The organism is Undibacterium sp. CY21W (assembly GCF_014284265.1).
GTDB classification, from domain to species: Bacteria; Pseudomonadota; Gammaproteobacteria; order Burkholderiales; family Burkholderiaceae_D; genus Undibacterium; species Undibacterium aquatile.
Window position 1 is genome coordinate 338,184 of the sequence record NZ_JACOGE010000002.1, and the last position, 25,431, is coordinate 363,614.

The 25,431-nt window shown below is 49.4% G+C and carries 37 protein-coding genes; 17 read left to right on the forward strand and 20 right to left on the reverse strand.

Annotated features, from left to right (window positions below):
* Positions 1-6: 6 nt before the first annotated feature.
* From H8K29_RS06110 to H8K29_RS06195, 18 genes are all read right to left on the reverse strand, one after another.
* A complete protein-coding gene (locus H8K29_RS06110; RefSeq protein WP_186896846.1) occupies positions 7-378 on the reverse strand; it encodes a hypothetical protein in 372 nt (123 codons plus the stop codon).
* Between the two features lie 85 nt (positions 379-463).
* Complete coding sequence (locus tag H8K29_RS06115; RefSeq protein WP_186896847.1) at positions 464-1,633, reverse strand: phage tail tube protein; 1,170 nt, start codon at positions 1,631-1,633, stop codon at positions 464-466.
* 33 nt (positions 1,634-1,666) lie between these two features.
* On the reverse strand, positions 1,667-1,891 hold the full coding sequence (locus H8K29_RS06120) for a hypothetical protein (RefSeq protein ID WP_186896848.1): 225 nt from the start codon (positions 1,889-1,891) through the stop codon (positions 1,667-1,669).
* 18 nt (positions 1,892-1,909) lie between these two features.
* Positions 1,910-2,332, reverse strand: a complete 423-nt coding sequence (locus H8K29_RS06125; protein ID WP_186896849.1) for a hypothetical protein — start codon at positions 2,330-2,332, stop codon at positions 1,910-1,912.
* On the reverse strand, positions 2,329-2,634 hold the full coding sequence (locus H8K29_RS06130; RefSeq protein ID WP_186896850.1) for a hypothetical protein: 306 nt from the start codon (positions 2,632-2,634) through the stop codon (positions 2,329-2,331). The genes H8K29_RS06125 and H8K29_RS06130 overlap by 4 nt, the downstream gene beginning before the upstream one ends.
* Before the next feature lie 42 nt (positions 2,635-2,676).
* Positions 2,677-3,162 (reverse strand): DUF2190 family protein, encoded by a 486-nt coding sequence (locus H8K29_RS06135; RefSeq protein ID WP_186896851.1) that lies wholly within the window; start codon positions 3,160-3,162, stop codon positions 2,677-2,679.
* A 105-nt stretch (positions 3,163-3,267) separates the two neighbouring features.
* Entirely contained in the window at positions 3,268-5,376 is a 2,109-nt protein-coding gene (locus H8K29_RS06140) for a prohead protease/major capsid protein fusion protein (RefSeq protein ID WP_186896852.1), read from the reverse strand.
* A 64-nt stretch (positions 5,377-5,440) separates the two neighbouring features.
* Positions 5,441-6,901 carry a phage portal protein gene (locus tag H8K29_RS06145; RefSeq protein WP_186896853.1) on the reverse strand — a complete coding sequence of 487 codons (1,461 nt, stop codon included), beginning with the start codon at positions 6,899-6,901 and terminating at the stop codon, positions 5,441-5,443.
* A gap of 3 nt (positions 6,902-6,904) precedes the next feature.
* On the reverse strand, positions 6,905-7,099 hold the full coding sequence (locus tag H8K29_RS06150) for a phage head-tail joining protein (RefSeq protein ID WP_186896854.1): 195 nt from the start codon (positions 7,097-7,099) through the stop codon (positions 6,905-6,907).
* Positions 7,099-9,162 (reverse strand): phage terminase large subunit family protein, encoded by a 2,064-nt coding sequence (locus H8K29_RS06155; RefSeq protein WP_186896855.1) that lies wholly within the window; start codon positions 9,160-9,162, stop codon positions 7,099-7,101. The genes H8K29_RS06150 and H8K29_RS06155 overlap by 1 nt, the downstream gene beginning before the upstream one ends.
* Entirely contained in the window at positions 9,149-9,733 is a 585-nt protein-coding gene (locus tag H8K29_RS06160; protein WP_186896856.1) for a hypothetical protein, read from the reverse strand. The genes H8K29_RS06155 and H8K29_RS06160 overlap by 14 nt, the downstream gene beginning before the upstream one ends.
* A gap of 162 nt (positions 9,734-9,895) precedes the next feature.
* Entirely contained in the window at positions 9,896-10,552 is a 657-nt protein-coding gene (locus tag H8K29_RS06165) for a hypothetical protein (protein WP_186896857.1), read from the reverse strand.
* Between the two features lie 104 nt (positions 10,553-10,656).
* Entirely contained in the window at positions 10,657-10,923 is a 267-nt protein-coding gene (locus H8K29_RS06170) for a hypothetical protein (RefSeq protein WP_186896858.1), read from the reverse strand.
* A gap of 60 nt (positions 10,924-10,983) precedes the next feature.
* Positions 10,984-11,505, reverse strand: a complete 522-nt coding sequence (locus H8K29_RS06175) for a hypothetical protein (protein ID WP_186896859.1) — start codon at positions 11,503-11,505, stop codon at positions 10,984-10,986.
* Positions 11,498-11,857 (reverse strand): hypothetical protein, encoded by a 360-nt coding sequence (locus H8K29_RS06180; RefSeq protein ID WP_186896860.1) that lies wholly within the window; start codon positions 11,855-11,857, stop codon positions 11,498-11,500. The genes H8K29_RS06175 and H8K29_RS06180 overlap by 8 nt, the downstream gene beginning before the upstream one ends.
* 275 nt (positions 11,858-12,132) lie before the next feature.
* The gene (locus tag H8K29_RS18120) at positions 12,133-15,267 is read right to left on the reverse strand and encodes a DNA translocase FtsK (RefSeq protein WP_186896861.1); all 3,135 of its coding nucleotides are present in this window, start codon (positions 15,265-15,267) and stop codon (positions 12,133-12,135) included.
* Positions 15,267-15,704 (reverse strand): hypothetical protein, encoded by a 438-nt coding sequence (locus H8K29_RS06190; protein ID WP_186896862.1) that lies wholly within the window; start codon positions 15,702-15,704, stop codon positions 15,267-15,269. Before H8K29_RS06190 ends, H8K29_RS18120 begins: the two co-directional genes overlap by 1 nt.
* A complete protein-coding gene (locus H8K29_RS06195) occupies positions 15,697-16,182 on the reverse strand; it encodes a YmfL family putative regulatory protein (RefSeq protein ID WP_186896863.1) in 486 nt (161 codons plus the stop codon). Before H8K29_RS06195 ends, H8K29_RS06190 begins: the two co-directional genes overlap by 8 nt.
* Before the next feature lie 79 nt (positions 16,183-16,261).
* Here H8K29_RS06195 and H8K29_RS06200 point away from each other — a divergent pair, with 79 nt between their 5' ends.
* Positions 16,262-16,537 carry a hypothetical protein gene (locus H8K29_RS06200; protein WP_186896864.1) on the forward strand — a complete coding sequence of 92 codons (276 nt, stop codon included), beginning with the start codon at positions 16,262-16,264 and terminating at the stop codon, positions 16,535-16,537.
* Positions 16,538-16,617: 80 nt separating this feature from the next.
* On the opposite strand, the gene H8K29_RS06205 is transcribed toward H8K29_RS06200, so the two are convergent.
* Positions 16,618-16,866 carry a Cro/CI family transcriptional regulator gene (locus H8K29_RS06205; RefSeq protein WP_186896865.1) on the reverse strand — a complete coding sequence of 83 codons (249 nt, stop codon included), beginning with the start codon at positions 16,864-16,866 and terminating at the stop codon, positions 16,618-16,620.
* Positions 16,867-16,941: 75 nt separating this feature from the next.
* Here H8K29_RS06205 and H8K29_RS06210 point away from each other — a divergent pair, with 75 nt between their 5' ends.
* The 3 genes from H8K29_RS06210 (at position 16,942) to H8K29_RS06220 (ending at position 19,168) form a co-directional block, all read left to right on the forward strand.
* Positions 16,942-17,520 (forward strand): hypothetical protein, encoded by a 579-nt coding sequence (locus H8K29_RS06210; RefSeq protein WP_186896866.1) that lies wholly within the window; start codon positions 16,942-16,944, stop codon positions 17,518-17,520.
* Positions 17,521-17,593: 73 nt separating this feature from the next.
* Positions 17,594-17,944 (forward strand): helix-turn-helix domain-containing protein, encoded by a 351-nt coding sequence (locus tag H8K29_RS06215; RefSeq protein WP_186896867.1) that lies wholly within the window; start codon positions 17,594-17,596, stop codon positions 17,942-17,944.
* Between the two features lie 330 nt (positions 17,945-18,274).
* Complete coding sequence (locus H8K29_RS06220; protein ID WP_186896868.1) at positions 18,275-19,168, forward strand: LysR family transcriptional regulator; 894 nt, start codon at positions 18,275-18,277, stop codon at positions 19,166-19,168.
* Here the strand turns inward: H8K29_RS06220 and H8K29_RS06225 are convergent.
* The gene (locus tag H8K29_RS06225) at positions 19,165-19,668 is read right to left on the reverse strand and encodes a hypothetical protein (protein WP_186896869.1); all 504 of its coding nucleotides are present in this window, start codon (positions 19,666-19,668) and stop codon (positions 19,165-19,167) included. The genes H8K29_RS06220 and H8K29_RS06225 overlap by 4 nt on opposite strands.
* Positions 19,669-19,774: 106 nt before the next feature.
* On the opposite strand from H8K29_RS06225, the gene H8K29_RS06230 reads away from it, so the two are divergent.
* The 13 genes from H8K29_RS06230 to H8K29_RS06290 are packed head-to-tail and all read left to right on the forward strand — an operon-like array spanning position 19,775 to position 25,313.
* The gene (locus H8K29_RS06230) at positions 19,775-20,344 is read left to right on the forward strand and encodes a hypothetical protein (RefSeq protein ID WP_186896870.1); all 570 of its coding nucleotides are present in this window, start codon (positions 19,775-19,777) and stop codon (positions 20,342-20,344) included.
* A complete protein-coding gene (locus tag H8K29_RS06235; protein ID WP_186896871.1) occupies positions 20,341-20,496 on the forward strand; it encodes a hypothetical protein in 156 nt (51 codons plus the stop codon). Before H8K29_RS06230 ends, H8K29_RS06235 begins: the two co-directional genes overlap by 4 nt.
* On the forward strand, positions 20,483-20,767 hold the full coding sequence (locus H8K29_RS06240) for a hypothetical protein (protein WP_186896872.1): 285 nt from the start codon (positions 20,483-20,485) through the stop codon (positions 20,765-20,767). The genes H8K29_RS06235 and H8K29_RS06240 overlap by 14 nt, the downstream gene beginning before the upstream one ends.
* Complete coding sequence (locus H8K29_RS06245) at positions 20,760-20,948, forward strand: hypothetical protein (RefSeq protein ID WP_186896873.1); 189 nt, start codon at positions 20,760-20,762, stop codon at positions 20,946-20,948. The genes H8K29_RS06240 and H8K29_RS06245 overlap by 8 nt, the downstream gene beginning before the upstream one ends.
* Positions 20,941-21,132 carry a hypothetical protein gene (locus H8K29_RS06250; protein WP_186896874.1) on the forward strand — a complete coding sequence of 64 codons (192 nt, stop codon included), beginning with the start codon at positions 20,941-20,943 and terminating at the stop codon, positions 21,130-21,132. The genes H8K29_RS06245 and H8K29_RS06250 overlap by 8 nt, the downstream gene beginning before the upstream one ends.
* Positions 21,133-21,142: 10 nt before the next feature.
* Positions 21,143-21,400 carry a hypothetical protein gene (locus H8K29_RS06255; RefSeq protein WP_186896875.1) on the forward strand — a complete coding sequence of 86 codons (258 nt, stop codon included), beginning with the start codon at positions 21,143-21,145 and terminating at the stop codon, positions 21,398-21,400.
* Positions 21,397-21,696 carry a hypothetical protein gene (locus tag H8K29_RS06260; RefSeq protein ID WP_186896876.1) on the forward strand — a complete coding sequence of 100 codons (300 nt, stop codon included), beginning with the start codon at positions 21,397-21,399 and terminating at the stop codon, positions 21,694-21,696. Before H8K29_RS06255 ends, H8K29_RS06260 begins: the two co-directional genes overlap by 4 nt.
* Positions 21,686-23,533: a ParB/RepB/Spo0J family partition protein gene (locus tag H8K29_RS06265; protein WP_186896877.1), complete on the forward strand. Its 1,848-nt coding sequence runs from the start codon at positions 21,686-21,688 to the stop codon at positions 23,531-23,533. The genes H8K29_RS06260 and H8K29_RS06265 overlap by 11 nt, the downstream gene beginning before the upstream one ends.
* Positions 23,530-23,772, forward strand: a complete 243-nt coding sequence (locus H8K29_RS06270) for a hypothetical protein (RefSeq protein ID WP_186896878.1) — start codon at positions 23,530-23,532, stop codon at positions 23,770-23,772. The genes H8K29_RS06265 and H8K29_RS06270 overlap by 4 nt, the downstream gene beginning before the upstream one ends.
* Entirely contained in the window at positions 23,769-23,990 is a 222-nt protein-coding gene (locus H8K29_RS06275) for a hypothetical protein (RefSeq protein ID WP_186896879.1), read from the forward strand. The genes H8K29_RS06270 and H8K29_RS06275 overlap by 4 nt, the downstream gene beginning before the upstream one ends.
* On the forward strand, positions 23,987-24,577 hold the full coding sequence (locus H8K29_RS06280; protein ID WP_186896880.1) for a Lar family restriction alleviation protein: 591 nt from the start codon (positions 23,987-23,989) through the stop codon (positions 24,575-24,577). The genes H8K29_RS06275 and H8K29_RS06280 overlap by 4 nt, the downstream gene beginning before the upstream one ends.
* Positions 24,574-24,837 carry a hypothetical protein gene (locus H8K29_RS06285; protein WP_186896881.1) on the forward strand — a complete coding sequence of 88 codons (264 nt, stop codon included), beginning with the start codon at positions 24,574-24,576 and terminating at the stop codon, positions 24,835-24,837. Before H8K29_RS06280 ends, H8K29_RS06285 begins: the two co-directional genes overlap by 4 nt.
* Entirely contained in the window at positions 24,834-25,313 is a 480-nt protein-coding gene (locus H8K29_RS06290; RefSeq protein ID WP_186896882.1) for a hypothetical protein, read from the forward strand. The genes H8K29_RS06285 and H8K29_RS06290 overlap by 4 nt, the downstream gene beginning before the upstream one ends.
* The last annotated feature ends 118 nt before the right edge of the window (positions 25,314-25,431 follow it).

A 25,431-nucleotide genomic window follows, 5' to 3' on the forward strand; every position in this document is an offset into this window, starting at 1 on the left:
CCTCTTCTAGTTTTTTGCTTTAATACCGCCTTCAATCTGCCCCATTGCACGAGTGATACCGGTGATTGTTGCCATGCCGTTGACTGCCAGGATCGCTTTACGGAGATTATCCCGGTTGTAAGGAATAGGCTCTTTATTCTTATCGACGACACCTTTCCAATCGACCATGACTTCCATCGTGCGATTCAAATAAGATTCAGTCCATTCAGTATCGTCGCCAGTACGATCTATTTCTGATAATGCTTTTTTCTGCTCATCGTTCAGGCGCTTGAAGATGCCTGTGAATTCGTATTTTTTTGATTTACCCCCACTGACGGCCACTTCAACTACCACAGGCCATTCGATGGTTTCCTCGACTTCTTCGCGAATAACAAACATGATTTTTCCTTTTTTTGGTAAATAGAAAGAGAAAAGCCACGACGTATCGTGGCTTATTTTTTTAAAACTGGAGGTACGACTAAGATTACAAAAAGCAGATCGTCAGCTCATCATTGCCTTCGTCCGGCAACAATTTCAGGGATGTCTGCAACATCTGGATGCCGTCCAGCTCGGAGTAAGTTGGCTTGCCGAGCTGGACGCGAGGGCAATCAATTTTTATGATGTTTCCCACATCGACACCGTGCGTCAGGCTCAGCGCGCCAACGTCAGCGTTGCGAATTGCAGACCACCAATCTTTTGTTGCGACTGTCGTTGCTTCTTGCGTCAGCAAACCTGTTGGTTTGCTATCGGTAATTTCGACACGCTCAGGCGCACCAGGTAACGAACGGAATGTCACCTCATTAGCCAGGTCAAAACTAAGCTCTGAAAAAACCGCCTTGTCATAACCCAATACCTTTACAGATTTAGTATTGATGCTATTGACGGCCAGCGGCTTCTCACGTGAAGCAAAAGAAGCCGGCGGCGCAGGGGCATCGATGACCGGAACATAGATGCAGGTATAACTGAATTTTACCGTTGGAACCTTTTTGTTTGACAACGACAGTGATGCCGATCCACGGGCGCCAATCATTTTGTGAAGCACTTTGTCGAAATAGGCATAGTGCGTAATTGATTCTAGCGAGTCAGTGATGCGATGATAGACAACCTGCGCAGGGATGGTATAGACACTGGTGTTATCAATCGCAACTGGCATGCTTTCAGTCAGCGTTGCCTCTTTTGTTGCTGCGATATACGATTTAATGACGGCTGATTTTCCTGCATTTGCCCCGGCAGTAAAATTGATCGTCAGCCCGGCATAGGCGTTATCTGTAGCAGATGCCCCTGCAGCGAGAACAATTTTAGAGAGTGAACCTGATGCTGCCGTTCCCGTTACTGCTGCAGCAAGCACCGTCTCCGCCATGCCAGCGCCGCGCAATAATTGACCAATCGGTGGTACTGTTCCTGCCGTGCCACTGCCAGTGAGTTCAACCTCAAATGAGACTTTTGCGTAGGCAACAGCAGTGACATCTTCATCATTGCCGAAATACGGCTTAATGTTGTCACGGGCTTGCGCTTCGATCTCCATCGGGGTGATGTCGATGTTTTTTACCATAACAGCATTAGCGCCAACGCTGGGGTTGGGATCATCGGCATAAATTGCTTCTATTTTTGAGAGCAGAATTTTTTTCTTTGCTCTGAGGATTGCTTCAGCCATAGTGCTGACTCCTATCGTTTTGGTTGAGGTGGATTACTTTTTTTCGCGACTGGCAACGTCACGCGGCGCTTGCTTTTGCGATGTAATCTGCGCTGCTTCCGGTACATCTGAAACCGTCGCAACTGACAGACCGGTAACGTTCGCCGCATATTCGCTCTGGTCAATTTCATGATGCTCTTTCGTTCTCTCGACAAGCACCCGCTTGCCATCTGCATCGATGACATAGCTGCCGCCCGCGCCGTGATTTTGATTGGACATGGAGACCTTTCAGATTGGTTACTGCACCAGACTGTCTGGATCAGTCCGATACAAGATGAAGTAATGGGTGGAAATCATGCAGGCTTTCCCGTTTTCGCCACCATATCTAGGCTGTTCGGTAATGCCTTCCGTTATGTCGATCAGGGCGTCGTCAGAGAAATGCATCATGGCCGGATGGATAATGGACATCAGGCCATCTGCCACACGCTCTGGAATACTATTGCGCGTCACAACGCTGACCATGACATCGCATGTTCTGTCAGTCGCACCATGCATTTCTTGCTCTGGCGTTTCTTTACCCCGGTGAATGACGATGACATCGCTGTCGTCAACCTCGAATGCTGCTGAAACAGATCGATCAACAACAGCAGTGATCCCAGGTATTGCCCTTATCAGATCAACAATCTGATCGAGATAGCGCTCACGTAATGTCGTTGTCATTTCACTGGCTCCAGTGCCGCGACGCAGTACGTCGTTCCATCGCCAGTTGGTTTAGGCTGGCTCAATTTGAAACGATTTCCAGCAATACTGACTTCATCATTCCGATGCAAAACTACATCGGCAAATTGATAGCGAATGCTGTGCTCTGTCTGCTGTGCAGTACCATCAAAAATGACCTGCGCAGGCTTGCGATAATCTGCCATGAAGAACTCGCCCGCCGATATCCCTGACTCAACAACAACTTTGGTAAGAAAGCCTTCATCAGCCATCGCTTCAAAAAATTCAGATTTATCCCAAGTCATAGATAATCAGGCGGGGAAATCCCGCCCGCCTTTCTCCTGGAATTAAGTTGATTTAATGATGCCGATGATGCGCAGCTCTGCCAGCAATGCATTCAATGTAGCTTTGCATGCATTGGCTAAGGTAGCGGCTGTCGCAGCATCAGTTGCATTCGCGACGGCAATATCTGCAATCGCTGCCTGTGCACCTTCAAGTCCGAATGGAATAGTGCCGTTCAGCACCACGGCGGCCTGTGTGCTTGGATTCGACGCTGCAGACGCGGCTGCACCAATCAATGGGCCAACTGTGCTATCGGTATCGCAACGCTTATTCGCATCATCCCAGTAGACTTTCTGACCGAATGTCCATTCCTGTGCCGATGTTTTAGCGAGGGTATAAACACCCTCACGTTCGATATCAAGCGATGCTCCAGCAACTGCCGCGCAGATAGCAATGCCAAATATCGCACCAACCAACACACCAGCACCACTGTCCACGTTATAGGGTGCAACTACTGACAGGCTGTCGCCGTCTTGTACATAGTTTTTCATAGAGACCTCAAATGAAAATGACCGGGAATTACCCGGTCATTGGTGAGAGAAAATAAACTCAGTAAAGTACTGAGTCAGATCTGAAACTGCATTAAAACACTGTGATTAAGCACCCATGTTCACATGCATACCGCGCCAGTCAATGGCCTTTGCAGCAAAGTCGATACGGCCTTTGACTTGAATGCCATCACGATCAAAATCGGTGTTTTGTTCAGTGAAGATGCCTTCTTCACCGTCGAGATAAGCAAACTCAACGGTATCAATTTGCGACTTATCTGCTATCAGCCACCATGCTTTAATCGATGCAGCATCGAGGCGCGGCTCAATTACTGGCGTCAATACATTCTGGAAAATGTTTTGATCTGTTGATTTCGTCGGTGTGTACGCATTGCTTGTGTATTGCAATGCCAGCGTTTCAAGTGCCGCAGGAACCAGCAAGATTTTGGGCGCCAGATTGAGTACGGAACCACCTGGTGATTTACGCACACGCAGTGCAGCGCGACCAGCAGAGAGACTATCAACGCTGATTTTTGCTGCAGTATCTGCAATGTTTCCACGGTCGACATGGAATAAATCAACGCCATCTGACATTTTTGGATTGTTCATCAAGATGCTGTAGACAATGTCCGATTCCATATCTGCCGCTGCACGGCCAAAGAACTGCGGCAGTCGTTGCAATGCCGACAGATCATCGTTGATGATCATCTGGCGCGTGAAGTTGACCGCCTTACCGTATGTGGCCAGTTGGATCGTTTCGCCACCGTCCTGCAGACTGCCGTATTTGTATTCGCCGGACTGACCGATCTTGTCAAACTGCACTGCCGCATCAAACGAAGCACGCGTGACAGGACGGAAATCAGACAACGTGCCAGGTGTTGCCCACGACGTGAATGTCTTTGGCGCACCAGCATAAGCCTGACGCATAGTACGGGAAATTACATTACCGAAAATCAGTGGCAAATCAGTAGTGTTGTGGAATCCACGCTGAGACATGCCCAGTGCAGCAGAAGCCAATTCCATCTGGCTCATGCCGCGCGTGGAAATGCCGCCAGCTTCGAGTGCTTCGCGGCAGAGTTCGCGCAATGACAGACCACGATAAACGCGAGCAGCATCTGTGAGTTTGACCGCCGATGGTGCAATACGATGCATGACGGAGACCATCATCGCTTCGCGCCGCACTTCGGTTTCATCAGTGACGGTTTCAACACGATGGCCACCCTGACCACGGACGGCATTTGCTTCGCTGGCCTCGGCCATGCGGCGCAGAACATCTGCGCGGACGGCATCAACTGACAGACCTCGGTCTGTATAACCATCGATCAGGGCTTCTTTGCCGGGCAAGGTACTGGCGCGAACAGCCTCGCGGATGTCTTTAATACGATTACGTTCAATTGTCGCTGCATCGTTCGTAGCATTGGTACGCGCCGTTGTTTGTTCTGTCTCTGTGACGACTGTTGGCACAGACGTACCTTGTTGTGCAGCGCGGGCAGTTTTCAGCGCAGCTTCCGCTTCAATTACTGCGCGTTTAAGTTCTTCAATAGACTGAGGCATGGAATTACCTTTCTGAGTAGTTGTGGACGCTGCGCTTGCATTGTCCGTTGGAGTTATGCTGCGAGTGATGGTGATGACTTCACACTCGAACATAGGTGGTTTTGGTTGTTCTACGATCTTGCCGTCGGCACTGCGCACGACAGCCCCCGGATCAGCGCCGATAGGAACGAGCGATATTTCATACGGCTCCCAATCGATAGCGCGATAAATCCAGTCTTTATTCCCCTCGACATCGGGAGCAATCATTTCCATTCGATGGATTTTTGCGCCGAGCGATACGCTGTTTAGAATTTTGTCTTTGACATCCTGAAAGATCGGTTCGACTTCAGCGCGCTTGGAGAAACGAATGACTGCTGCGCCGCCATCTGCAGGAGATGATGCTGACTCGATCACGCCGATCACATCGCCCAGACTCCAGCTGGAGTGGGTATTGAGAAACGGCGCTTTCCCGGACTGCAGGGTTTCCATGCGAACGGCGCTAGCTTCCTGACTTAATTGCTCCTGGTAGTAGCGTTCTCGCATATAGTCATAACGACGAACACCGGCTCCCGCTGTCCAGGTCACATTGATGGTGCGGTCGGTTTCATTGGATGTCGTAATCGGTGCCGCCCGCAGACTGACATGAACTTGTTCGCGAGTAATAGCCTTACTGATGTTTGGCATAGAAGCTCCAAATAAAAAAGCCCGCATCAGCGGGCGTGGGGTTAGATAAATCAGAGTGAGTTAATCAAGGTTCTTTCAACAGATCCTTTCGTGTCTTTTCTTGCTCCTGACGCTTTGCGCTGCTCTCTGCTGACATTGGATATTTGTCTGCTTCGATTTCAGCATCTACTTCGTCCGGATCGTCGCCCAGCTCGCGAATGATTTGCTGGCGACTCATGACGTTCATTTCGCGCATAACCTTGTATCCCTGACCTTCACGCAGAGGATCAAGCAATGGGATGCGCGGCGCTGTCCAACTGACTGGCAATACATCTGGCTTAGAGATATTCCCGTTCAGATAAGCCACCTGCGCAAACTTTGCAGCAACCTTATCGCAAAACATGGGGATAAAAACCAGCCATTGGAATTGTTCGACCATCGCTTTAAATTCCATTTTCCCCATGCGGCCACTGGTGAAGTTGACTTGCGAATAATCACCGGTCAACTGCTCGTAACTGATACCAGTACCAGCAGCAATCGCACGCAGATCGACACGGACGGTTTCTTCATATCCATCACTGGACTGCGGGTTTGAGAAATTAACTGTTTCGCCAGGCTTGAGATACTCGATTAAGCCGGGGCTTAATTCTTCTACCCGTCTTCCTTTTGCATTGGGTTGAATCGCCGTTTGACCCATAGTCAAATGCGCATCATCTGTCGTGACGAATGCGGCAAAGCAGGCTTCGATTTTCTTTCTGATGGAGTGCGCATCTTGGTAATCATCAAGATCACGCGCCTTCCAGATGCTGACTGCAAATTCAGAAATGCCCCGTACCTGCCCCGGCCTGCCGAGTGGGTCAAATAAATGCAGGATTTCTGATGCAGGAACGAAGCGACTTGTCAGGCTTCTTGGCAGCGCCGCGATTTCTCCGGGGTGTTTATCAAATAACCAGTAGCCGAGGCGCTGACCAAAGAAATTAAACTGCACACCACAAATGCAAAATCCATTTGATGTTTCACCGGTCTTTTGCGTATCCAGATAGTCTGCTTCAAGCACTTGCAACTGCAGCGGTACGGTTAAGCCATCTTCTGGTCGACGAATACGAAACCGGATTAATACTTCGCCATCACCCCATATTGCACGCACGATCTGTGACTGCAACCCACCGAACCCGAGTAATCCGTTTGCATCACATTCAAGCCGTGACCATGTTGCCCAGAGCTTTTTCAGTTTGTCATCTTCATACTTTGGGACGATGCCTGTTCCAATGATGTTGCTACATAAAACCTTGAGTGCATGTTTGATATAGCCGTTGTTCGCAATCAAGTCGCGAGAGCGGTTGCGGATCACATTAATGCCACCGGCTAACTCTGCATTCACGCTGCCGCTACTGCCTTTCCAGTTTCCTGTACGTGGCCCTGACTTAGCCGCATCGAAACCGCGCTGACTGATTTGCTTGGCAACATTGAATGCAGCACGCGCCCGCGCACGACGCAATCCACGCTCTGGCATTAATTCGCCGATCATTCTGTCAAGTAGATTCATTGATTACCCCCTGACAAATGAGGCAATGCTTGCCCCTCGCCTATATGTTTCAGCCAGCTCTGATTTGATGAGGTTGCGAGCGCGGATCAGCTCATCGAGACTACGATACGTCACCTTCTGACCATCGTATTCAACGGTGAACCGTCCGGATTTGATCGCTTTATTAAGCTGATTTAAGTCTTCTTGTGTGTATTCCATTATCTACTCAGCCAGTTTCTACGTGGATTGATCCAGCCACCTGATCGCGGGCGCGATGTTTCTTCATCATCGTCAGTCGTTGATGAAGGGATAGGTACTGCTGGGCTTTGTGTTGCGGGTGGATCTGCATGTGCAGACGTCTGCACATTAATTTCTTCAGTGCTCGGGGCAGCTTCAGTCTGCAACGGCGGCAATGGGGATGAGAAAAGATCGCCAATGCGTGGCTCGATAACGTTTTCCAGCTCTATCCAGTCGTGATCGCGCATCATGTTGATACGCAAGCGCGGATGGTATGCGCAGGCCAGGTTATAGACTTTGCAGTCAAGTACTTCATTACGCGGGCGCAGCTGATCCCATCGATCTTTTGACGGGTTATATGCCTCGGAAACTAGCTGCTCGTAATACTCGTCATCGAGTCCATCTGGAAAATGCAAACGACGATCTGATGGGAGCGCTTCTTCATCAGTCAGAATGGCTGCAAAAATCCTATCTTTCGCAGTGTCAGTACCAATTGGCCAGAGCTGTACACCGTTGACAATCGTCTTGCCTTTTGCGGTGACATCTTGTGACGTTGGCCGACCGATGATGGGTTTATGCCGTTCTTTCGCGCCCTTCAGTGCAAAGACGCCGCGATGCTGGCGTAATCTGCAGTAGTCATAGACCTCTTGTGTTGCGTTACCACCGGAATCGATACCGCAAAGGGATATGCGCATATCGACGCCGAAGGAATTCGTGAAGCTGGTCTCAAGTATTTTGTCCAGCTCATCCCACGGCGCCTGCGTTGTTGGATCTCCGTAAATGACGATGTGATCTATCGTCCAGTTGGTCATCCCCCTTCCCCATCCGTCGATGCCAACTTCAAGCCGGTTACCTTGCGTATCAACAGCAGCTGTCAATATCAAGCAGCCTTTGGGTATTTCACGCGGCTTGTAAGGCTCTGCCCGCGCTTTTATTTTTTTCCAGTTGACTTCTTTACTGCGATCTTTCCAGCACTCTGCAAGAAAGTTGTTGATGAATTCAATCATCTTGATCGGGTCGCTCTGAGCAACTTCCCAATCGCGTGCTGCAGATGCCCATGAACGCCAGCCTAGCGGCGCGTACAGTGCGCTTAAATGAAAGCTGGCTGTCTCGCCATCGCCTTTTGCTGTCGGCATCCAGTAGGCGTTGTCATAGCCGACTGTCTTCCATTCATGCTCCGGACTTCCAACGCCGCAGCCGGGTTTTTCGCAGTGATACACAGCGGTTTCAGGTGCACCGGCTGTCCACCGGAGATTTGACCATTTGAAAAACTGAGGATGGCCGCAATCAGGGCAATGGACAAAGTATCTGCGCTGATCGCCGCGCAGGTAGAGCTTTTGAATCTGTGATCTGCCTTCAACCGTGGGGGTTGAATTGGCAAATATCTTGGCGCGCTTTCCGTAGTTGCTTGTCCTGTTGAGCACCAGATCAATGGGGTTGCCTTGTCCGTCGACGTTCAGTTGATATTCATCGACTTCTTCAAGCAGAACATAACGAATCGTGGATGACTTTAAACGCCCTGCTTTTGTTGCACCAACGAAGTTGAGCATCCCACCGGGGAATTTTTTGCGCAGCTTTGTGTTGTTGCTGCCTTTTTTTCCCGATGCCGGAATGCGCTTTCGCAGCTCTGGCGTTGAATGACGCATCGGCTCGAAGCGATCTAACTCCCACTTTTCCGCATCATCAATCGTTGCAAAAACGGCGAGCATATTGCCCGCCGCTGATGTGATGTTTTTACCGACAAAATTTTCACCTAGTGCCGAGCCACCCAGCTGGTGACCCTTTTGCATTGCGACGATTCTGACGAAGTTGTTTTCAAATACAGTGTCATCATCATGAGCATAGCGGGTGACTTTACTTGGAATGCCAGACAGCGCATCCATAATGCCGACCAGATATGGAGTCCGCTCATTGCGCCAGCGGCCAGGTTCCGGACTTGTCTCGGGCAGGATGCGATAGCGAGCCGCCCATTCAGCAATGCCGATTCGCTCATCCGGACGAATCGCATCGGCGATGGTTTGCAAAAATGCGTCAGTGGCTCCCATCCTCCGTTTCCTCTTCGTTTGGTTGTTCCTTCAGTGCAGACTTCACATCGATGGACTGCAATGCCGCAGCCAGCTCAGATTCGAGTAGCGCTTCAATACGTGCAGGGTCTTTTTCTGCTGCCAGCAGATCTTTGTTGCGAGCGGGAACATTCATGATGGCGTCACGAATCGTGCGCATCGCTGTAAAAATAATTCGCTGAGCATCGGCCAGATCGATGGTGTTGCCCATCAACATATCCAGCTCAAGCTGCTCCTTTTTAACGCGGATTTCTTCGCGGTTCGCCCGATGTTTTTGATATTCAGACGTAACCGGTGCATCGCTATCATCGATGTCATCGTCAGGATCTGATAAATCCGGCAGATCAAACGCGGCAGCATCGGGTGGGCGCTTTGCGAGATCGGTATTCGCCGCCCATGCAAGATCAGCAGCAACAATATTTATCTTGCCGCCTGCTGTTTTTTTAATGCGCCCGGATGTAATTGCTTTTTGTACCGCACTCAGCGCAACACCACGATGCCGCGCATACGCCCGCAAGCTGACTTCGCCGCTCGCCGATTGCTTTGATGACATAGATAACTCGCGAAATTATGGTTTGAAGACTGACCACTGCTAGTGACCACCGACCACCGAATGTGACCACCCAAAAAAAATTCATTCAGCAGGCAGTCCACGCGCGCGAATTACCCACGTGAGCTAAAAGTCCGGGGAGGACCCAAGCCGCACAGGGACAGGCTATCGCTTCATTGATTTCACAGCGGCATCCCACGATTGCTGGAAATTTTGGACAAACTTCGATGCGGCAGTATCACTCACAGTCTGCTCAAATTTGAATATAGGCTTGTAGTTCGCTTTCTTTGTGAATACGAGCTGCGGAACCAACTTTGTATTGCCTTCAGTTCTCGCATAGATGATGTCAAGCGCCGGATTTTTACGTGATACGCCGCGAAAGACCTTGCTGTTTTTACCGTCACTAATCTGATTCGCCAGTTTGACGATCTGGGCTTTCGTCATATTTCCAAAGGAATTTCGCTTTGCATCCTTCCCTGGCATCGCATACTCAACAGCATCTTTCCCGCCGAATTTCTCTTCAAATGTTTTAAACCCACGTAAGCCGCCGTCCATCTCAGCAACGAGATACGACGCCTGTATATCTTTGACATAAACACTTGCCTTCAGCGTCGTCTTATCAGCTGGGGAAAATCCCATCGCTCGCTTTGTGAATGTAGTCGGCTGATCAAACACCATGGCGATGTGATCGGTAACAGCTGCCGATGCTGCCTTTGCAGTAGCAGTCAGTGCTCGCGCCATTGCGAACGGTGCCTGATTTACAGTGAACTCGTTAAAGTTTGACACCATCTCAGATACACCACGAACCGATATCGCTGACATAGAAGTCCTACATATGCAGACGTATGCACAAAGTATAAAAAGAAATGCCCGTAATGCGGCTAAACATTACGGGCAAGGGCGACGTACACGCCCGGGCTAGAGAATTAATATGATCCCGGCTGGGCTACTGAACGAACTGCATACATGATTCCATTTCTAAAACAGCCATCAGCGTAACGCAGCCAATACATGGGGTGGTCTGCTTCAAACGAGATGCCATTTTCAACTGGTGGTACATCTTTAATTGAAGCCTCAATCCTCACAATCAAAGCCCGAAGCTGTTCACCTTTTTCTTTGATATCGTTCATCAACTGAATTTCCTCAGCAGACAATTCACGATAACCCTTGATCTTACGATGTTGATTTTCCATAACTACTCCTGTGAGTAAAAACGAAAAGCCCCGATCAACGATAAGTCGATCAGGGCTTTATTAACTTTCCGAAGGCGCAGCCGTCCCTACAGGGACAGGCTTAGCCATCGGGCGCGGAACACACCGTGCGTGCAAATTGTAAGACCGAATTTTAGCAGGGCTTTGTAACTTTTCAAGAATGTTTTTTAAATTAGATTCTGCGCGACCCAACACAATGCGCAAACTTGAATCGTTAATACGAGGATTATGTACGCGCAGCTTGTTCTTGATGAAGTGGTTTGGATACTGAAAAACGTGGTGGAATCGTAACACCTGAACCTGATCAAAATAAGGAATTGACCGTACAGCATACTCAACCAACCATCCATTCAACTCATCGACATCAGTTGAATAAAGCGCTGTTCCCGGCTTGATAATTTCCAATTCAAGCGCAAGCATTTCTTCCTGCTTATTTCGTGCAGCAACATACTTAGCAGCCCAGCCAGCACAACAGCTACCGCCATTGCCGCCACATCCAACTCTGACGGTGTTACGCCAATTTTCCATTTGCCGCTCAAAACTTAATTCAACTGCATTACGCATACTTCGCCTCTCTCAAAATTTTACGCAACAATTTCGCCCGTTCCCTTGCTTCTTCGTGATCCTGCTCATCCCGCACCTCAATCTCAATCCCTATGCTGTTTGCAAATGCCGTCGCATCAATCATCCACTGCGGATCGCGTCTGCTGCATCGATCTGATTCATCCCAGCAAATCACCGATGTCGCTGTCGTTTCAGGCGTACCGAATGTCCGGTGGTTTTCCATCGCAAAGAATTTCCCCGGTTGCCCTGCCATTGCTGCACGTAACATTTCATTCACCACACCAGTCCCCAACTCTTTTCTCATTCGATCAATACGGGCAGCAGTCATCGGCATTACAGCTCTCAAATCCATCACACCCTCCAATTCATTACTATTTACTTAACCGTCAAACTGTCATACAACTATCAATCTATTAAAACCCTTATCTGTATTAGCTTTGTGGATGGTTTATATAGTTTGATAGTTAAAAATGAGGTCTATGAAACAAAACAAATTAATTGCGCTACATAAGAAATAAACTCTCGCGCACACATGCACGTGTAAGAACTATCAAACTATACAAACAGTCCACAAACCCGCACCAGTATTAACGCTTCGCATGTTGATAGTTTCCGGCTTGTTGATAGTTAACTATCATTCGGCTCTGTACTTTCGTAGACGTGTCGATACTTCTGCAGCGCCTTTTCAAATAAATTCGATGCACCGGCAACCCAGTTCTCTCGCGTTGTTCCTTCCGGCTGATCACCAACCAGATACACCGTGCACTGCTTCGCCTCAGACTCACCAAGCCCGTACTTCACCTGCCCTTTACTGACGCTACCAAAGCCAATACGAGTGATCGTTCGCCCGAACATGGTTTGTGTGGCCGGGAACCGCTCGCCATTCAGGTATGACCATCGGCAAAACGCCGCATACAGCTGCATCGCAGAGCAACACACAAACGGCAGCGGCAACAATCCGCCCGACCATTCGCGATAAAATCGCTCTGCAGGCGACAAACCGAGGTCAATCAGATCAGCCTTTGCCTGTGTCATCAGCGGTTGCGTATGCTCGTTAAAATCGCCCACGTCATAGTTCAAGAGAAAGTGATAAAACGCTTCATTCCCACCGTTAAACATCTGCGCCGCCACTTCCTTGTAGTACGACAAAGGCTGCTTTGGCGGCGTCCATATCACCAGGTAACGCCGGTCTGTTTTATCCAGCGCAAGCGGCTGCAACTCATTCGACAGAAAAACGAAATTGATGTGATTTGCTTCATCACGGCCCGTCATGTTTTTCGGATTAATCCGGATCGTCTCATTCGACGTGATCTGCTTTAATCGCCCCTTCAACTGGCGCAATTCAGACCGCGTGACCACTTCATCACACACCATGAATAGCTTCTTGGATGCCCACTCATTGAACTGCGATTCAATCTCAGCATTGCCGATGATGCCGCCGTACTCGCCATAGATATGCTTGATGCATTTCTCAAAAAACAGGTTTTTCCCCGACCCCTCATCGCCGTGCATGATGATGGCCGTGGCCATCTTTGCGCCGGGGTTTTGGAGCGGATAAGCAAGCCAGCAGCAGATCCAGTGAAACACGTCCTGATCTTCATTACAGAGATGAAATAACAGTTCAAGAATTAAACCGTAATCCCCTGCAGCCGGAGCCATACCAAAACCGTTAAACAGATTGACGCTGGTCTCAGGGTCAGTTTTCAGCGTCGGATCAAACACCACGCGATCCATCGGTATCAACTTCCGGTCCGGGTTATTCAGCCAGAATTTCACCGCATCATTACCGAACGCCAAGCGCACAGGATTGATTTTTAAGAGCTGACGCAGTTCACCATCCCACACCTCATCCAGCCCATAAATCAGCGCAAAATTCTTGTTCAAACGATCAACCTTGTCCCAAAAGTCATCGCCGTAATCTTTCTTCGATTTCTTCTTACCATCGCCCCCGCCCCCCTTTGCCGCAGGCGCGGCGCTGGCATCAGCATTGAGCGAAATCACCTTGCGCTTCTCATGCACATCCCACTCTTTCGCCCGCGCCTTTGTCACCATCAACGTGAACTCACTACGTTTTAACCGTATCCGGTTAAGTGAATCCCATACGTCTGTTGAGCCGTAGATCTGCGCACAATTCTCCAGCACCCATTCAAGCGAACGCGCACCAGAAAACGTCGCACCTTCATCACTGGCTTCGTTTTTTTGTTCAGCATTTATCTCGTTGCCACGCGGCGCTTCAGCCGCGCTGATTAACCCTTCGTTTTTTCCTTGCAGCGCTTGCGCTGCACTATTCACAATTCCACCTTGCGGCGCTCCAGCCGCACTAGCTAGGTATGTGTTACCTCCCGATGGGGGCGCGGGGGCGACAATTGAATGGTGTGTTGTTGCACTATCAGAGGGGCGCGGGGAGTCAATATGCAAAATTTCACGTATCCCATTGCTATTCGCAGCACTGACAACCCCCTGCAACTCCATCTGCTCAATCAGGCGGGCAGCACGGTTATATCCAATACGCAAATGACGTTGCACGAGCGAGATCGAGGCACGCTTGCTCTGTAAGACCACAGAAACCGCAGTATCGTAAAGAGGGTCTTCCTGATCTGCGTCAGAGGGCGAGGGAGACGTAGCAGCATTGATTTGTGACGCTACCGCGTCAAGGGATTCAAGCACGTGCAGGTCATTAAAGTCCGTCCACTTTTCACCATTGCGGGCGCTAAATATCGGGTGGATGACAGACGCATTCCCGACCGCAGCAGCAGCCTCATGTGATCGATACAGCCCTGCGTTTTTAAATGACTCTGTTCGCTGCAAGCGGCCTTTACGCACGTCTGATTCAATGTAATCAATGCCCTGCGCGTCTTTGCGCCACCACGCGGTCACATCGACGTTTTCGCCATCCGCAGCCTCATACGATCTGGTCTCTCCATCGATCACCGGCTCTGGCAGAGAGAGATTGAATTGCTCGCGCAAGCGCTCGATGAAACGAGACAACAACAGGTAATCATCGTCCGCGAGAAAGCGAATATGCGCGTTCGGATAGGCGGCACGGATATGCTTAGCAACAGGCATCAAATTACCCGCATCAATGGCGCAAACGACAAATGAGCCGGGTGCTGCAAGCAGCACTGACGCGCACGTGGCATAGCCCTCGCCGATATAGATCAGCTCAGCATCTGCAGGAATATCACCCAGGTGATAAGCAGCTCCGACCTTGTTAATGCCATCGTTAAAACGCTTTTTACCCTTGCTATCGATCTTCTGCAGGCCGCGCAGCTCAGCGCCGCAACCACCATCCGACCATAATGGCATCAGCAGATTGCCATCACTGGCCACACGCAGGCCATACGACAACACCTGCTTTTTAACCAGATAGGCATGCGGGCGTTCGTCATTATGCGCAACAGCCTCGCCCCACTGCTGACGCGCCCGGTTTGCAGCCAAGCGGTGTTTTTCTTCTTCTTTTTCCCGCTCGATACGCGCCTGTTCGTTCTGACGTTGAATCAGCGCCGCCCGATCTACATCAGACATGCGCTCCGCTTCACCCTTGAATTTAATCGCGCCGTTATCGTCGCCGTGATACGTACCGAATGCACCGCTGACAATCACTTTGCCTGATGGCAGCTCAATTTTGCGAGCGATATACCAGCTCTTCTTTCCCTTACCAAACCGCTGGATCTTGCCATTCAATATCGGATGACCTTCTGGGAGATTGTTATATCCCTCATCGATCATCTGATTTCTGCAAATGTCTTCTGGAGAAATCATCAGCCGATTACCTCACCGCTTGGCAGCTTGCGCGTATTCCCCATCAGCGACGGGATCTGCAGATGATCGTCCGCACCAGGTCGAATAGGCCGCGTATGGCGCAGCCGGTTCACGTCCAGTGCTGCAGTAGAAACGACAGAACGCGCAGGCACGATCTGTCCCACATATTTTTGCGACTGCGGCAGCAAATTGCCAACATGCTTACCTGCATATTCTTTACCCGCCGTAGTCGCTTTCAGAAAGTCATCGCCGACAGTCACATACGCCAGATCAAGCAATGCCTGAATCACATACTGGCGAAACGCAAAAACACTCTGATGCTCAGGCTTCAACAGCTGCACAATCTCAGAAAACCGCGCAGTGCCACCCATACGCACTGCGTAACAAATAGCGATATGCGCCGGTGAGCCAGCGCGAGGGACGGATGGATTAGCCATGTGTCCGCTCCTTACGCTCACGCACTGATGCCGCTGTTTCGTGGCAATACACGCGAAACGTCAACGTCCGCAATTCATCCATTGTTTTATGCATGCGGTCGACAATCGCGTTAAGGCGCTCACGCTCACGCTTGTCGACTTCGCCGTCTTTCGTCGCCGCCTGAAATTCCACGGACAACTCGCCCAGCTCTGCATACAGCTCATGAAATTTTGTCGCGATATCTTCGTTGCACACCTCACCTACTTCGGGCAACTTCAAGAACGTGCCGCCTGCTGCCGTGGCCACCGCCTGCGCAAACAACGTCGTGCCGGAAAACGACTGCATCTGCAGCGCTGTTTGCACATGCAGATCCTGCCCCTTGCGCTCATAGATACGGTTTTCCAGCCCGTCACGCGAAAAGCCCAGCGCTGCCGCCATCGCGTCCCAACCGCCCGGAAACGCCTTAATCATTCCTAGATATGCTTGCTTGATATTCACAACATCCCCCGCTTCTTGTGGTTAATACTCTTTCTGCTGCGCACTACACTGACCGCATTGCGACGATCATTCAGACGCCATGACCAGCCAAGAACAACGCCATCAGGCACAACAACAACTCAATGAACTACTCAAACAATCCCACTACCTCAGCTCCATCCTCGATGCGCAGCGCATTGCCGTTGCACAGAGTTTTTCGATCATCATTGAGGCGCTGGTCAGACATGACCCCACACTGGCGGAGCCGATTGGCGAAGCGCTCAACAACATCGAGGCCGGAACCTACGTCAGCCCGTCGGTCGACGGCGAACGATCACTCCTGGTGCGATCCGTTCGCGCACAGTTGCAGCGATGAACCGGCGCTCGATCATGACCAGCTCATGCAAGCTAGGCAGACCAACCGGCGCGGCAGGTATCTGTGCTGACGCAAGCAGCTCATGCAGGCTCATGGATTTCTTTCGGCTCATAGTCAGGCCAGTATTCACGCCAGTCGTCTGGTCGCAGACGATCACGCGTAACACCAGTCCGCGCCTCAATGCGCGGACAAAAACGGGCGGGGACTGGACGAATTTCCTTCGTCCATTGATTGACAGCACCCGGCGTCACATTAAGGAACACCGCGAACTCGACTTGGCTGCCGAATTTGGCTATCGCTTCAATAATGGCAAGTGTTTGTGGTTTCATGGTCGAAACTATAGCACTGCTACATTAAAAGAAGCAAGCCATGCTCTAGTTTATTTTCTATAGCATTGCTAAATTATGGGAATATGGACGATAGAAGAGGAAGCCGAACGGCTAAAGGCGCGGTTTGACGGGGTCAACCGGGCTAAATTTGCTCGCGATAACAATATGCCCGGTGGTCAAGCGATGATCTACCAGCACATTCGCGCCGTTCGACCAATCAGCCTCGATGCAGCGCGGATATATGCCAAAGGTTTCGGCATCTCAATCGACGAAATTAGCCCGCGGCTAGCGGCAGAAATAGCCGATGCTGCAGCCTATGCCGGGTCGCAAAAAATACATACAGTTGAAGAGTCACGCACAGCGTATCCAGTCACTCAGAAAAATCAAGAATTGCCACGATACGTTAAAGACGTTGTTGAAATGATGTTGTCTGCAGATGATGAAGGGCAACTCAGAGCTAAGATTGCCGCTAGTGATGCATTGGAAGCGTATAGCCAGGCAAAAGAACGTGCGGAGCGGCGGCGCGCACTAGACAATCTCCCCGCCCCTATGCTTGATAAAATTACCCAGATCAGCAACCCCGCATTTGCTAGTTCACTCGATGCGCTTATCGAATCATTTTTGCTGCAGGAAAAACAGCGCAAACAGATGTAATTCCACTTTTACCAAAAATGGTAAATTTGCACACGGCTTTTGAAAGGATTCAGACGGCTTGCATAATCCGCGAATGGATATTGCAAGCCGCCTCGATACTGCGATGAAAGCCTCTGGCATCATCGACCAAAAACTACTCGCCACCTTGTCTGGCGTCCCTGCATCGACTATCAACCGCATTCTCAGCGGGAGAAATAAGTCAGTTAACCTTAAGCACGCGCAAGCACTGGCCAGAGTACTAAAAGTGTCCTTACACTGGTTGGCATGCGGCGACGAAGATCCGAACGATGACGAGTCATTTTTAATCGCAGCAATCACGCGCCGCGAGAAAAAAATCATCGATATATACAGAAGCTGCTCTCCAGAGGGAAAAGACTCTATTCTGATTGCCGCCGAATCCGTCTCAAAGGTTTTTCCCGTGTAAATGGGATGATCTGCGCCGTCGGAGCTGGAAATCTCAACTCCATCGCGCAGGCGAAATTCAATACAACATCCTGCCCAGCAATACTCATGCTATTGAAAGCGCGGTCTAACCGTGCGCGCCGCTCACATATACTGCCTACCCCCATCGAAATCTCCTTACAGTTTGTTGTAACAAAGTATTTATGAATTGGAAATATATAGGAAATTTTGTTAGTTCTTGTTAAGTTTTCGTGAACGCTGGTAAACGAATGCTTAACACTTGCCGTTTCTCCATTTCAATACCACCCCCAAACTGTAAAACTTGCGCACAGGAATTATTAACTGTGCAGATGTGCGACAACTAGACCCCAAAGACATTGAATTGATCATCGCGCTTTCGCGAGAATTCAGCATTACAGCAACTGGACAACGCTTAGGCGTCACTACAGCAGCCGTGTCGCAACGACTAACAAGAATAGAAGAAAAGATCGGGGCGACGCTGGCCAGCCGTGACGGTAGAGTGATACTGACGCAAGCCGGGCATGAAGTGCTGAACTACTGCCTGCAATATCAGCAAAATACAATGGGGCTAGAGCGAACACTGCAGCGCCTGAAAGAGCCAAGCATTTTTCTAGCAGCTGATTTATCACTGCTACTTAATGATGTTCCTCGCGCAGTAGAGCAATTACTCATTGATCTGCCCAACGCAAAAGTAACGCTGAAAAACGCAGATTTTTCAGACATTATCAGGTTCGTAATTGATGGCATTGCAGATATCGGCATCATCGCCGGTGACCCGCACGTCGAAGGCTTGCGGCTTCTACCGTATCGGAAAGAAAGAGTCTGCCTGCTGATGTCAACATCACACCCACTCAGCAGATATAAAGAAGTCCCCGCAAGCTCTGCGCTGATGTACCCACTCATTCAAGTAAGTACCTTAGAACACATCACGCCCATACTTTCAGCGATGGCCGAAGAATTAAAGATAACGACCAGTGCGCCAGTGAGTGTCGACAGCTTCACGTTACAAGCCAGGTTTGCCGCACAAACGAATATCGGTATCGCGATTACACTAGAAACAGAAGCTCAACAATACATCACAAAATACCCGGCAAAAATCGTACAGCTGATCGATAAATGGGCCGATAACCAGCTCTATTTCTGCATGCGCGAGGCAGGTACGTTAAATGATGCGGCAATTAAATTAATGAAACTAATTGCCACATCAAAAAATAAGCCTATCTAAAGCGCATATTGCGCTTTCTTCATATCAAAAAGTCGCTTTCCAGCACAACGCTTATTCCACATTGATTTATCAGTCGACGGTTTTCCGTCCGCAAAACTAATAGTACTTAGCACGGTTGCATTAAAACTATTTTTTGCACGATATTCAATACAGATTACGTCCGCTTTATCATCTGCAGCGATAGATGCCCACTCTACAGACGATGGATCTTTTAGAGATGATTTTGTTACTTTCAACGCAATAACAACGCGGTCAAATGCCTCCTGATCAGCTTTTTCCTTTGCAATTTGCTCAGGCGTTTTTTCCGGCGCTTGTGGGCTTGATTTTGTTTTATTGCTATCTGCCAACCCAACAACGATCGCCAACGCAAAAATTCCAGCAATAAAAATAGTTACCTTGCTGGTCTTTTTCCCAGTCGGATGCTTAACGCCGCATTGAGGGCACGCTGCTGCCTCCGTGCTCACCATCGCCTTGCATTCCCTACACTGCTGCATCGCCATTTAATCTCCCCTTCTTCAATAGATATCTTTGTTGTAAAAAAATAACACAAAACACTTTATAAAAAAACAGCAATGAATAAATATAGTTTTTCATATAGCACTGCTATTGCATTTTAAATATAGCGGCGCTATAGTTCGCTTCATCAACAACCGATGGAGCGATTATGCAAACGACAAGCAACACCGCTGCAGCAAAAATCTCACCCGCGACACTGCAAAAACAGGTGCTGGCATGAAGACATTCCACCAGCGCCTAATTGAAGAAAATCGCCGGGCTTTTGTAGATCGCACAGGCGAAATTCAACTTGCAGCACGAGTAATTTTAGAAGCAGAACCACTTATTGCCGAAATCGAATTAGCAATAAGTGGCGAGCTGGATAAAAGCCATCCCCTGATCAGTAATCTACTCGGCTACCCGATTTTATTTATCAGTCTCAATACCACTGCTCAGCTCAATGATTGGCTATTCGATGCCATGCTCAGTCTTGGTTTCATCGAAGTCTATCGAGACTGTTCGTACTATGGCAGCGACGACTTCGTCGCACTCAAAAAAAATGACGTCACGATTGCTACCTCCACAACGCATGGATATAAGCAAACAAAAATACGGTTTAAAACCTGCCCGACATTCGCAGTGACGAATCACTCAACAGATAGCACAGAGGTGCAATCATGAGCGCATTTTCTATCACTGTCCGCACCCAGTCCGGCACGTTTCATTATTCCGCGATTGCCGCCTCATCGTTTGATGCCCACGCCGATGCCATCGATCAATTCGGCGCAGTGTCTGTCACCGTCACGCCAGAGGTGCAATATGAAATCAAATGAAAACAATTTTTTAGAAATTGATGTTGTCAACGATAAGTTAACTATATCTATCGGCGTGCCCTTACTACTTCACGCAATCATACATAGCCCAAATTACGGGCTATCAAACATCAAGATCACAGATCAATCGGAGTTTCTGCGTGAATTCATCTCCGAACTACTAAATGAAGATGAATCTGGCGCGACCATCATTCATGAAATGTTTGATAAGGCCGCCAACAACGCGATTGAAAATGGCTGCAATGGAGTTGAAGAGGTGCAGCATGGCTAAGTTCAACTTCCTCGCACATCGCAATCAGCCGACCGACATCAAGGTCAAGCAACCGGCTAAACGCGCACCGGCGCGTGATCCGTTCGCTGGCTTATATGGGCCGGACTACATCGCCGCAAACAGCCTGCAAGTACCCGCAGAAAAAGTGCAGACGTCTGCACAAGGTGACGACCATGCATAAGGCCGACGTTACCCGCGCAGATCTTGAGCTGGTGTACGCCAAGCTGCGCATCAAAAACCAATCCCTCGACGACATGCTGAAAAACCCAGCGCTGAAAAAAACGCTGGAAAACTCTGCTCGTTTGCAGAAAAAGCGTGACGCGATTTTTGACCCATTGGCTGTACGCAGCCGCAACGAAGACTAAGGAGATTCACATGCAAACAAATCAGAAAACACCGCTGCATCAAGCCCCTGCAAACGCAATGCTTGACAGCCTGATCGCCACAATGCAGCTCAAAAACGATGCCGCACTCGCCCGCCGTTTAGAAGTTGCGCCGCCCGTGATCAGCAAACTACGTCACGGCGCACTGCCCGTCGGCGCATCCATTCTTATTTCAGCCCACGAAGAAAGCGGCATCAGTATTGCCGACTTGAAGGCGCTCGCGGGCATATCAAAAGAGGTGGCGCAATGACCTACGACCTCACGATTAACGATCTCGTTCTACTCCCGTCACACGCGCCAAAAAGCATATCCATAGGCCGCATTACTTCCCTAAAACTAGACATTGGAAACGGTCAACTGTTCGCTGTGGTGCGTACACCGATAGAAGAAAACGTACCGAACAATGAGCACGTCATGCCTTTGTGCGAATTGAGGCCCGCACCAAATTTCATTTTTCTCTCTGGCGACATGAATGCACTTAACCCCAAAAACAATGATCGCCGCTTTTTTGTAATCAATCCTACGAGGATTAATCATGGTCGCTAAGAAAAAATCCGCAGTCGCCGTGGCCGATCCCGTCATCGTTGTCGATGAACTGGTGATCGATCAGGGTACGTTCGCAGTTATCCCGCTCGATCAGATCCGCATTTCAAAAACGAACCGCAAGCACTTCAATGCGTTGAAGATGACCGAGCTGGCGGCCAGCATCAAAGAAATCGGCGTGGCACAGCCTATTTTGATTCGTCCAGTCACGCCGACCGCAGAAGAGCCGCAGATCTATGAAGTCGTCGCCGGTGAACGTCGTTTCCGTGGTTCGCAAATGGCAGGCAGAACAACGATACCAGCCATGATCCGGGTACTGACAGATCTGCAGGCCGCGAAGATTCAGATTTTCGAGAACCTGCACCGCGAAGACCCGCACGAATTGGAAGAAGCACTGGGTTACCAAGCGCTAATGCTCAGCCACGGCTACAGCGCCGACCAGCTCGTCACAGAGCTGAAAAAATCCCGCAGCTACATCTATTCACGCCTGAAACTCTGCTCTCTGGCTGCGTCATTGCATGATCCATTTTTAGACGGGAAGATCGACGCATCTACTGCGCTGCTGCTGGCCAGAATCCCTGTGCCGGATCTGCAAGTAAAAGCGTACATGGAAATCATCAAGCCATCGTTTAAAAACGAACCACTGACCGTGCGCGAAGCACAAACGCATATCCGTAATCGTTACATGCTCGATCTGACAGACGCGATATTCGACATCAAAAGTGCGACACTGACTGACGCACCAGCCTGCGGCAAATGCCCGAAACGCACCGGCAACCAGCCAGAGGTATTCCCCGACATCAACCCCGATCTATGCACAGACCCGGACTGCTTCACCAACAAAATCGGCGCGTCAGTCGAAAACCAAGTGCGCCAGTATGAGCGTAAAAATATACCGGTTTTCCGTGGAGAGGAATTTGTAGAAGCACTGCAAGCTGCACGCAACGGCAGCGGCGAATACATTACCCATGCGACTTGGATTACTGCATTCCCGCGTCATCACAGCACGTCTAAATCGAAACAGGCGATCGGTATTGTTCTCTCACAAGAGCAGCTCGGTGAGCCAGTCGCCTACGCCTTGTCAGACTCAAATAATTTCACTCCGTTTTACAGCAAAGATCACGTTCAGGAAGAGCTGGAAAAAGCCGGATATTGCGACAACCTGATGCAGGCATTTGATAAGACAGCGGCCAACTATGCCGATGTTTACGCACCAGAAAAACAGGCGACAACATCAGCAGCAGATGTCGTCATCGGCGGCGCAACGCTGTCTGCCAAAACCAGCGACGCCTACCTGCGAAAACAAGAGCAAGACAAAATATTGAAAGAACGTGCAGATAAAGAAAATAAGTTTCGCTACCACCTTTATCATCGCGTCCGCACAGAAATGGCACTGTCAGCAGACTCCCCGCTGATTAATATCATCCCGATATTAGGTAGTGCAATCTTAGGTGATTATCGAATGCCTGATGCTGAGCTGCAGGAATACTACGAAACATCAATTGCCGATGAGGATGACGCGATTGCGTATCTCGATAGATTTGCAGAGTCGTCACTGCAATTTATTTTAGACATCACTATCGGTAACCACATCGAGGTGAATGAGTGGAATATTGATGACGTGCAAGAAGATTATTTGCCCTGGAAACTGCTGAATAAGCTCGCAAAAGCAATCGATATCGATCCAGACAAACTGCGCACCGAATTTGAAACCCCGGTCGATGCGACGCCGTTCAAGCGCCCGCTGCTGACGCTGAAAAAGAAAGTCAATCCAGCACCAGTTCCCGAATCCCAACCCTGGCCATTCCCCACTCAAAAAGAAAGCGCTGGTGCAGCATGAGCCAATCACGTTTAAGCAGTTTCATCGAATCGATGGCTAATGTACTGATTAGCTACTTCCTATCCCTTGCCGTCCAGCTGGTCGTGTATCCCGCTTTCGGCGCGCAATTCACGTTCTCGCAGAACATCTATATCGGGCTGATTTTCGCCGCCGTATCGACTGTGCGCAGCTACGTGATTCGCCGCTGGTTTAACAAGAAAATTCACGCGGCAGCAATGAGACTCGCGGGGGATATATGACCAAACGCGAACGCCAACAAAGCGAAATCGGCGATGAAATCAAATGCGCACGATGCGGCGAATTCTGGCCAGCCGATAGTGAGTTCTTTTACATGAGTAACGGCAAGCCGCACTCCTGGTGCAAAGCCTACTACCAATCAAACCCAAAGATCATCGCAAAAAATCAGCGCTACATCGAGAAAACATCAAAACACCGTCAATTAGAGGCGATAGCATGAGCGAACATACATTGAAACCATGCCCATTTTGTGGCGAACAACCGACGATTAATCACATAGAAGCCCATAGTCATTCTTTCCAGATCAATGGGTTCAAAATGCCAGACCATCCGGGGTCATGTGTCATCGAATGCACCTGCGGCGCTGGATTAATTGACTCTGATTTTGAATCTGTTTCAAAACGCTGGAATACCCGTGCATTGTTGATGCCTGACATTCCTTTAGCGAAAGGCGTGTCGTTCAATGATCGCTTATGGAATGTACTTGGTGAGACATGGAATCTGGTGAGCTTCCCGCTAGACGAACCGCTGCGCGCACAGGCTAGGCAGCAAATTATGCGGCTTATGAATGAAATTTCTCCCACGATTGACCAGCGGCCAATAAGGTCATTAATAGCCCAAAACAATGGTCTTCAAACAGAAAATGCGCGGCTTCTGGATGCCGGGAAAAAAGCACTTGATGCGATGGAGTCAGCAAAGAAATTACTAAAAGCTGCTGGTCTCACGATGGAAGGGGGAACAATTTCAGCCCCCTATTCCGAAGCAATGGTCAGTCTACGCACGGCGATCGAAGGCGGTGCGGCATGAATAAAATCTCAATCAAAGCAGAAGTCCGAATCACCGCAACTGTCGAACTAACTGAAGGTCACTTACGGGCGTTAGATGCATTGGCTGGATATGGCCCAGATGCATTTCTAAGGGCATTTTACGTAAAGCTAGGAACGGCTTACATGAAGCCTTTCGAAAAAGACTTACGTGAACTTTTCACGATGATACGAAATGATGTTCCACTAGCTTTAGACGACGTAAAGAAAGCCAGAGAACAGCTGAAGGGAGGCGTGGTATGAGCTGCCTTAAAGAGAAAGTGAAGTGGATGATTGCAGGACAAGAATTGCGCCAGTTACACCACCTGAAAACTGATCTGCAGGAATATCGACGATGGCTTGCTGAGTTTCCGGGTCTAGCTTTTGCACTTGATCACTTGGCAAAAATGAATGGCATCAGCACGATAGATTTTGATGATGTGCGCTGCATGGGAATTTTTGAGCTGCGCGATCATATTCGTACTCTACCGCTGTCTAATGTGAAGCAGCAACCAGTCTGCTGGTTGGACGGGGACAATGGAACTTCTTTTGCAGTTTATGCACTGCCTCCGGACGTAGAAGCATATAAAAAACAGAATGCTGAACTTCGCAATTTACTCATGAGTGCAGCAGCGAAGCTGCAAGTCCACCAGCGTTTAATCGAAAGTATTTGGGTGACAGAAGATGATCTTCATATTCTGTCAAAGATTGAAGCAGCATTGGAAAGCGATGAGCCATGATCATCGAAACAATCATTTCATGCGCCGCTGTCATCGCGTATATCAGCACGCTACTGACCATGCTATTTCGCAAGATTAGTACCGATGCCGAGTGACTAGAAATCACAAGAAAAACAAA

Excerpts from the sequence above, each read along its gene's own strand:
- H8K29_RS06120 (WP_186896848.1), bottom strand. The coding sequence starts at position 1,891 with ATGTCCAATCAAAATCACGGCGCGGGCGGCAGCTATGTCATCGATGCA.
- H8K29_RS06155 (WP_186896855.1), bottom strand. The coding sequence starts at position 9,162 with ATGGGAGCCACTGACGCATTTTTGCAAACCATCGCCGATGCGATTCGT.
- H8K29_RS06285 (WP_186896881.1), top strand. The coding sequence starts at position 24,574 with ATGAATAAAATCTCAATCAAAGCAGAAGTCCGAATCACCGCAACTGTC.
- H8K29_RS06290 (WP_186896882.1), top strand. The coding sequence starts at position 24,834 with ATGAGCTGCCTTAAAGAGAAAGTGAAGTGGATGATTGCAGGACAAGAA.
- H8K29_RS06170 (WP_186896858.1), bottom strand. The coding sequence starts at position 10,923 with ATGGAAAATCAACATCGTAAGATCAAGGGTTATCGTGAATTGTCTGCT.
- H8K29_RS06235 (WP_186896871.1), top strand. The coding sequence starts at position 20,341 with ATGAGCGCATTTTCTATCACTGTCCGCACCCAGTCCGGCACGTTTCAT.
- H8K29_RS06110 (WP_186896846.1), bottom strand. The coding sequence starts at position 378 with ATGTTTGTTATTCGCGAAGAAGTCGAGGAAACCATCGAATGGCCTGTG.
- H8K29_RS06175 (WP_186896859.1), bottom strand. The coding sequence starts at position 11,505 with ATGCGTAATGCAGTTGAATTAAGTTTTGAGCGGCAAATGGAAAATTGG.
- H8K29_RS06145 (WP_186896853.1), bottom strand. The coding sequence starts at position 6,901 with ATGAATCTACTTGACAGAATGATCGGCGAATTAATGCCAGAGCGTGGA.
- H8K29_RS06265 (WP_186896877.1), top strand. The coding sequence starts at position 21,686 with ATGGTCGCTAAGAAAAAATCCGCAGTCGCCGTGGCCGATCCCGTCATC.
- H8K29_RS06190 (WP_186896862.1), bottom strand. The coding sequence starts at position 15,704 with ATGGCTAATCCATCCGTCCCTCGCGCTGGCTCACCGGCGCATATCGCT.
- H8K29_RS06280 (WP_186896880.1), top strand. The coding sequence starts at position 23,987 with ATGAGCGAACATACATTGAAACCATGCCCATTTTGTGGCGAACAACCG.
- H8K29_RS06250 (WP_186896874.1), top strand. The coding sequence starts at position 20,941 with ATGCATAAGGCCGACGTTACCCGCGCAGATCTTGAGCTGGTGTACGCC.
- H8K29_RS06115 (WP_186896847.1), bottom strand. The coding sequence starts at position 1,633 with ATGGCTGAAGCAATCCTCAGAGCAAAGAAAAAAATTCTGCTCTCAAAA.
- H8K29_RS06275 (WP_186896879.1), top strand. The coding sequence starts at position 23,769 with ATGACCAAACGCGAACGCCAACAAAGCGAAATCGGCGATGAAATCAAA.
- H8K29_RS06245 (WP_186896873.1), top strand. The coding sequence starts at position 20,760 with ATGGCTAAGTTCAACTTCCTCGCACATCGCAATCAGCCGACCGACATC.
- H8K29_RS06160 (WP_186896856.1), bottom strand. The coding sequence starts at position 9,733 with ATGTCATCAAAGCAATCGGCGAGCGGCGAAGTCAGCTTGCGGGCGTAT.
- H8K29_RS18120 (WP_186896861.1), bottom strand. The coding sequence starts at position 15,267 with ATGATTTCTCCAGAAGACATTTGCAGAAATCAGATGATCGATGAGGGA.
- H8K29_RS06200 (WP_186896864.1), top strand. The coding sequence starts at position 16,262 with ATGACCAGCCAAGAACAACGCCATCAGGCACAACAACAACTCAATGAA.
- H8K29_RS06165 (WP_186896857.1), bottom strand. The coding sequence starts at position 10,552 with ATGTCAGCGATATCGGTTCGTGGTGTATCTGAGATGGTGTCAAACTTT.
- H8K29_RS06210 (WP_186896866.1), top strand. The coding sequence starts at position 16,942 with ATGGGAATATGGACGATAGAAGAGGAAGCCGAACGGCTAAAGGCGCGG.
- H8K29_RS06150 (WP_186896854.1), bottom strand. The coding sequence starts at position 7,099 with ATGGAATACACACAAGAAGACTTAAATCAGCTTAATAAAGCGATCAAA.
- H8K29_RS06215 (WP_186896867.1), top strand. The coding sequence starts at position 17,594 with ATGGATATTGCAAGCCGCCTCGATACTGCGATGAAAGCCTCTGGCATC.
- H8K29_RS06255 (WP_186896875.1), top strand. The coding sequence starts at position 21,143 with ATGCAAACAAATCAGAAAACACCGCTGCATCAAGCCCCTGCAAACGCA.
- H8K29_RS06240 (WP_186896872.1), top strand. The coding sequence starts at position 20,483 with ATGAAATCAAATGAAAACAATTTTTTAGAAATTGATGTTGTCAACGAT.
- H8K29_RS06270 (WP_186896878.1), top strand. The coding sequence starts at position 23,530 with ATGAGCCAATCACGTTTAAGCAGTTTCATCGAATCGATGGCTAATGTA.
- H8K29_RS06130 (WP_186896850.1), bottom strand. The coding sequence starts at position 2,634 with ATGACTTGGGATAAATCTGAATTTTTTGAAGCGATGGCTGATGAAGGC.
- H8K29_RS06180 (WP_186896860.1), bottom strand. The coding sequence starts at position 11,857 with ATGGATTTGAGAGCTGTAATGCCGATGACTGCTGCCCGTATTGATCGA.
- H8K29_RS06225 (WP_186896869.1), bottom strand. The coding sequence starts at position 19,668 with ATGGCGATGCAGCAGTGTAGGGAATGCAAGGCGATGGTGAGCACGGAG.
- H8K29_RS06205 (WP_186896865.1), bottom strand. The coding sequence starts at position 16,866 with ATGAAACCACAAACACTTGCCATTATTGAAGCGATAGCCAAATTCGGC.
- H8K29_RS06125 (WP_186896849.1), bottom strand. The coding sequence starts at position 2,332 with ATGACAACGACATTACGTGAGCGCTATCTCGATCAGATTGTTGATCTG.
- H8K29_RS06260 (WP_186896876.1), top strand. The coding sequence starts at position 21,397 with ATGACCTACGACCTCACGATTAACGATCTCGTTCTACTCCCGTCACAC.
- H8K29_RS06135 (WP_186896851.1), bottom strand. The coding sequence starts at position 3,162 with ATGAAAAACTATGTACAAGACGGCGACAGCCTGTCAGTAGTTGCACCC.
- H8K29_RS06140 (WP_186896852.1), bottom strand. The coding sequence starts at position 5,376 with ATGCCAAACATCAGTAAGGCTATTACTCGCGAACAAGTTCATGTCAGT.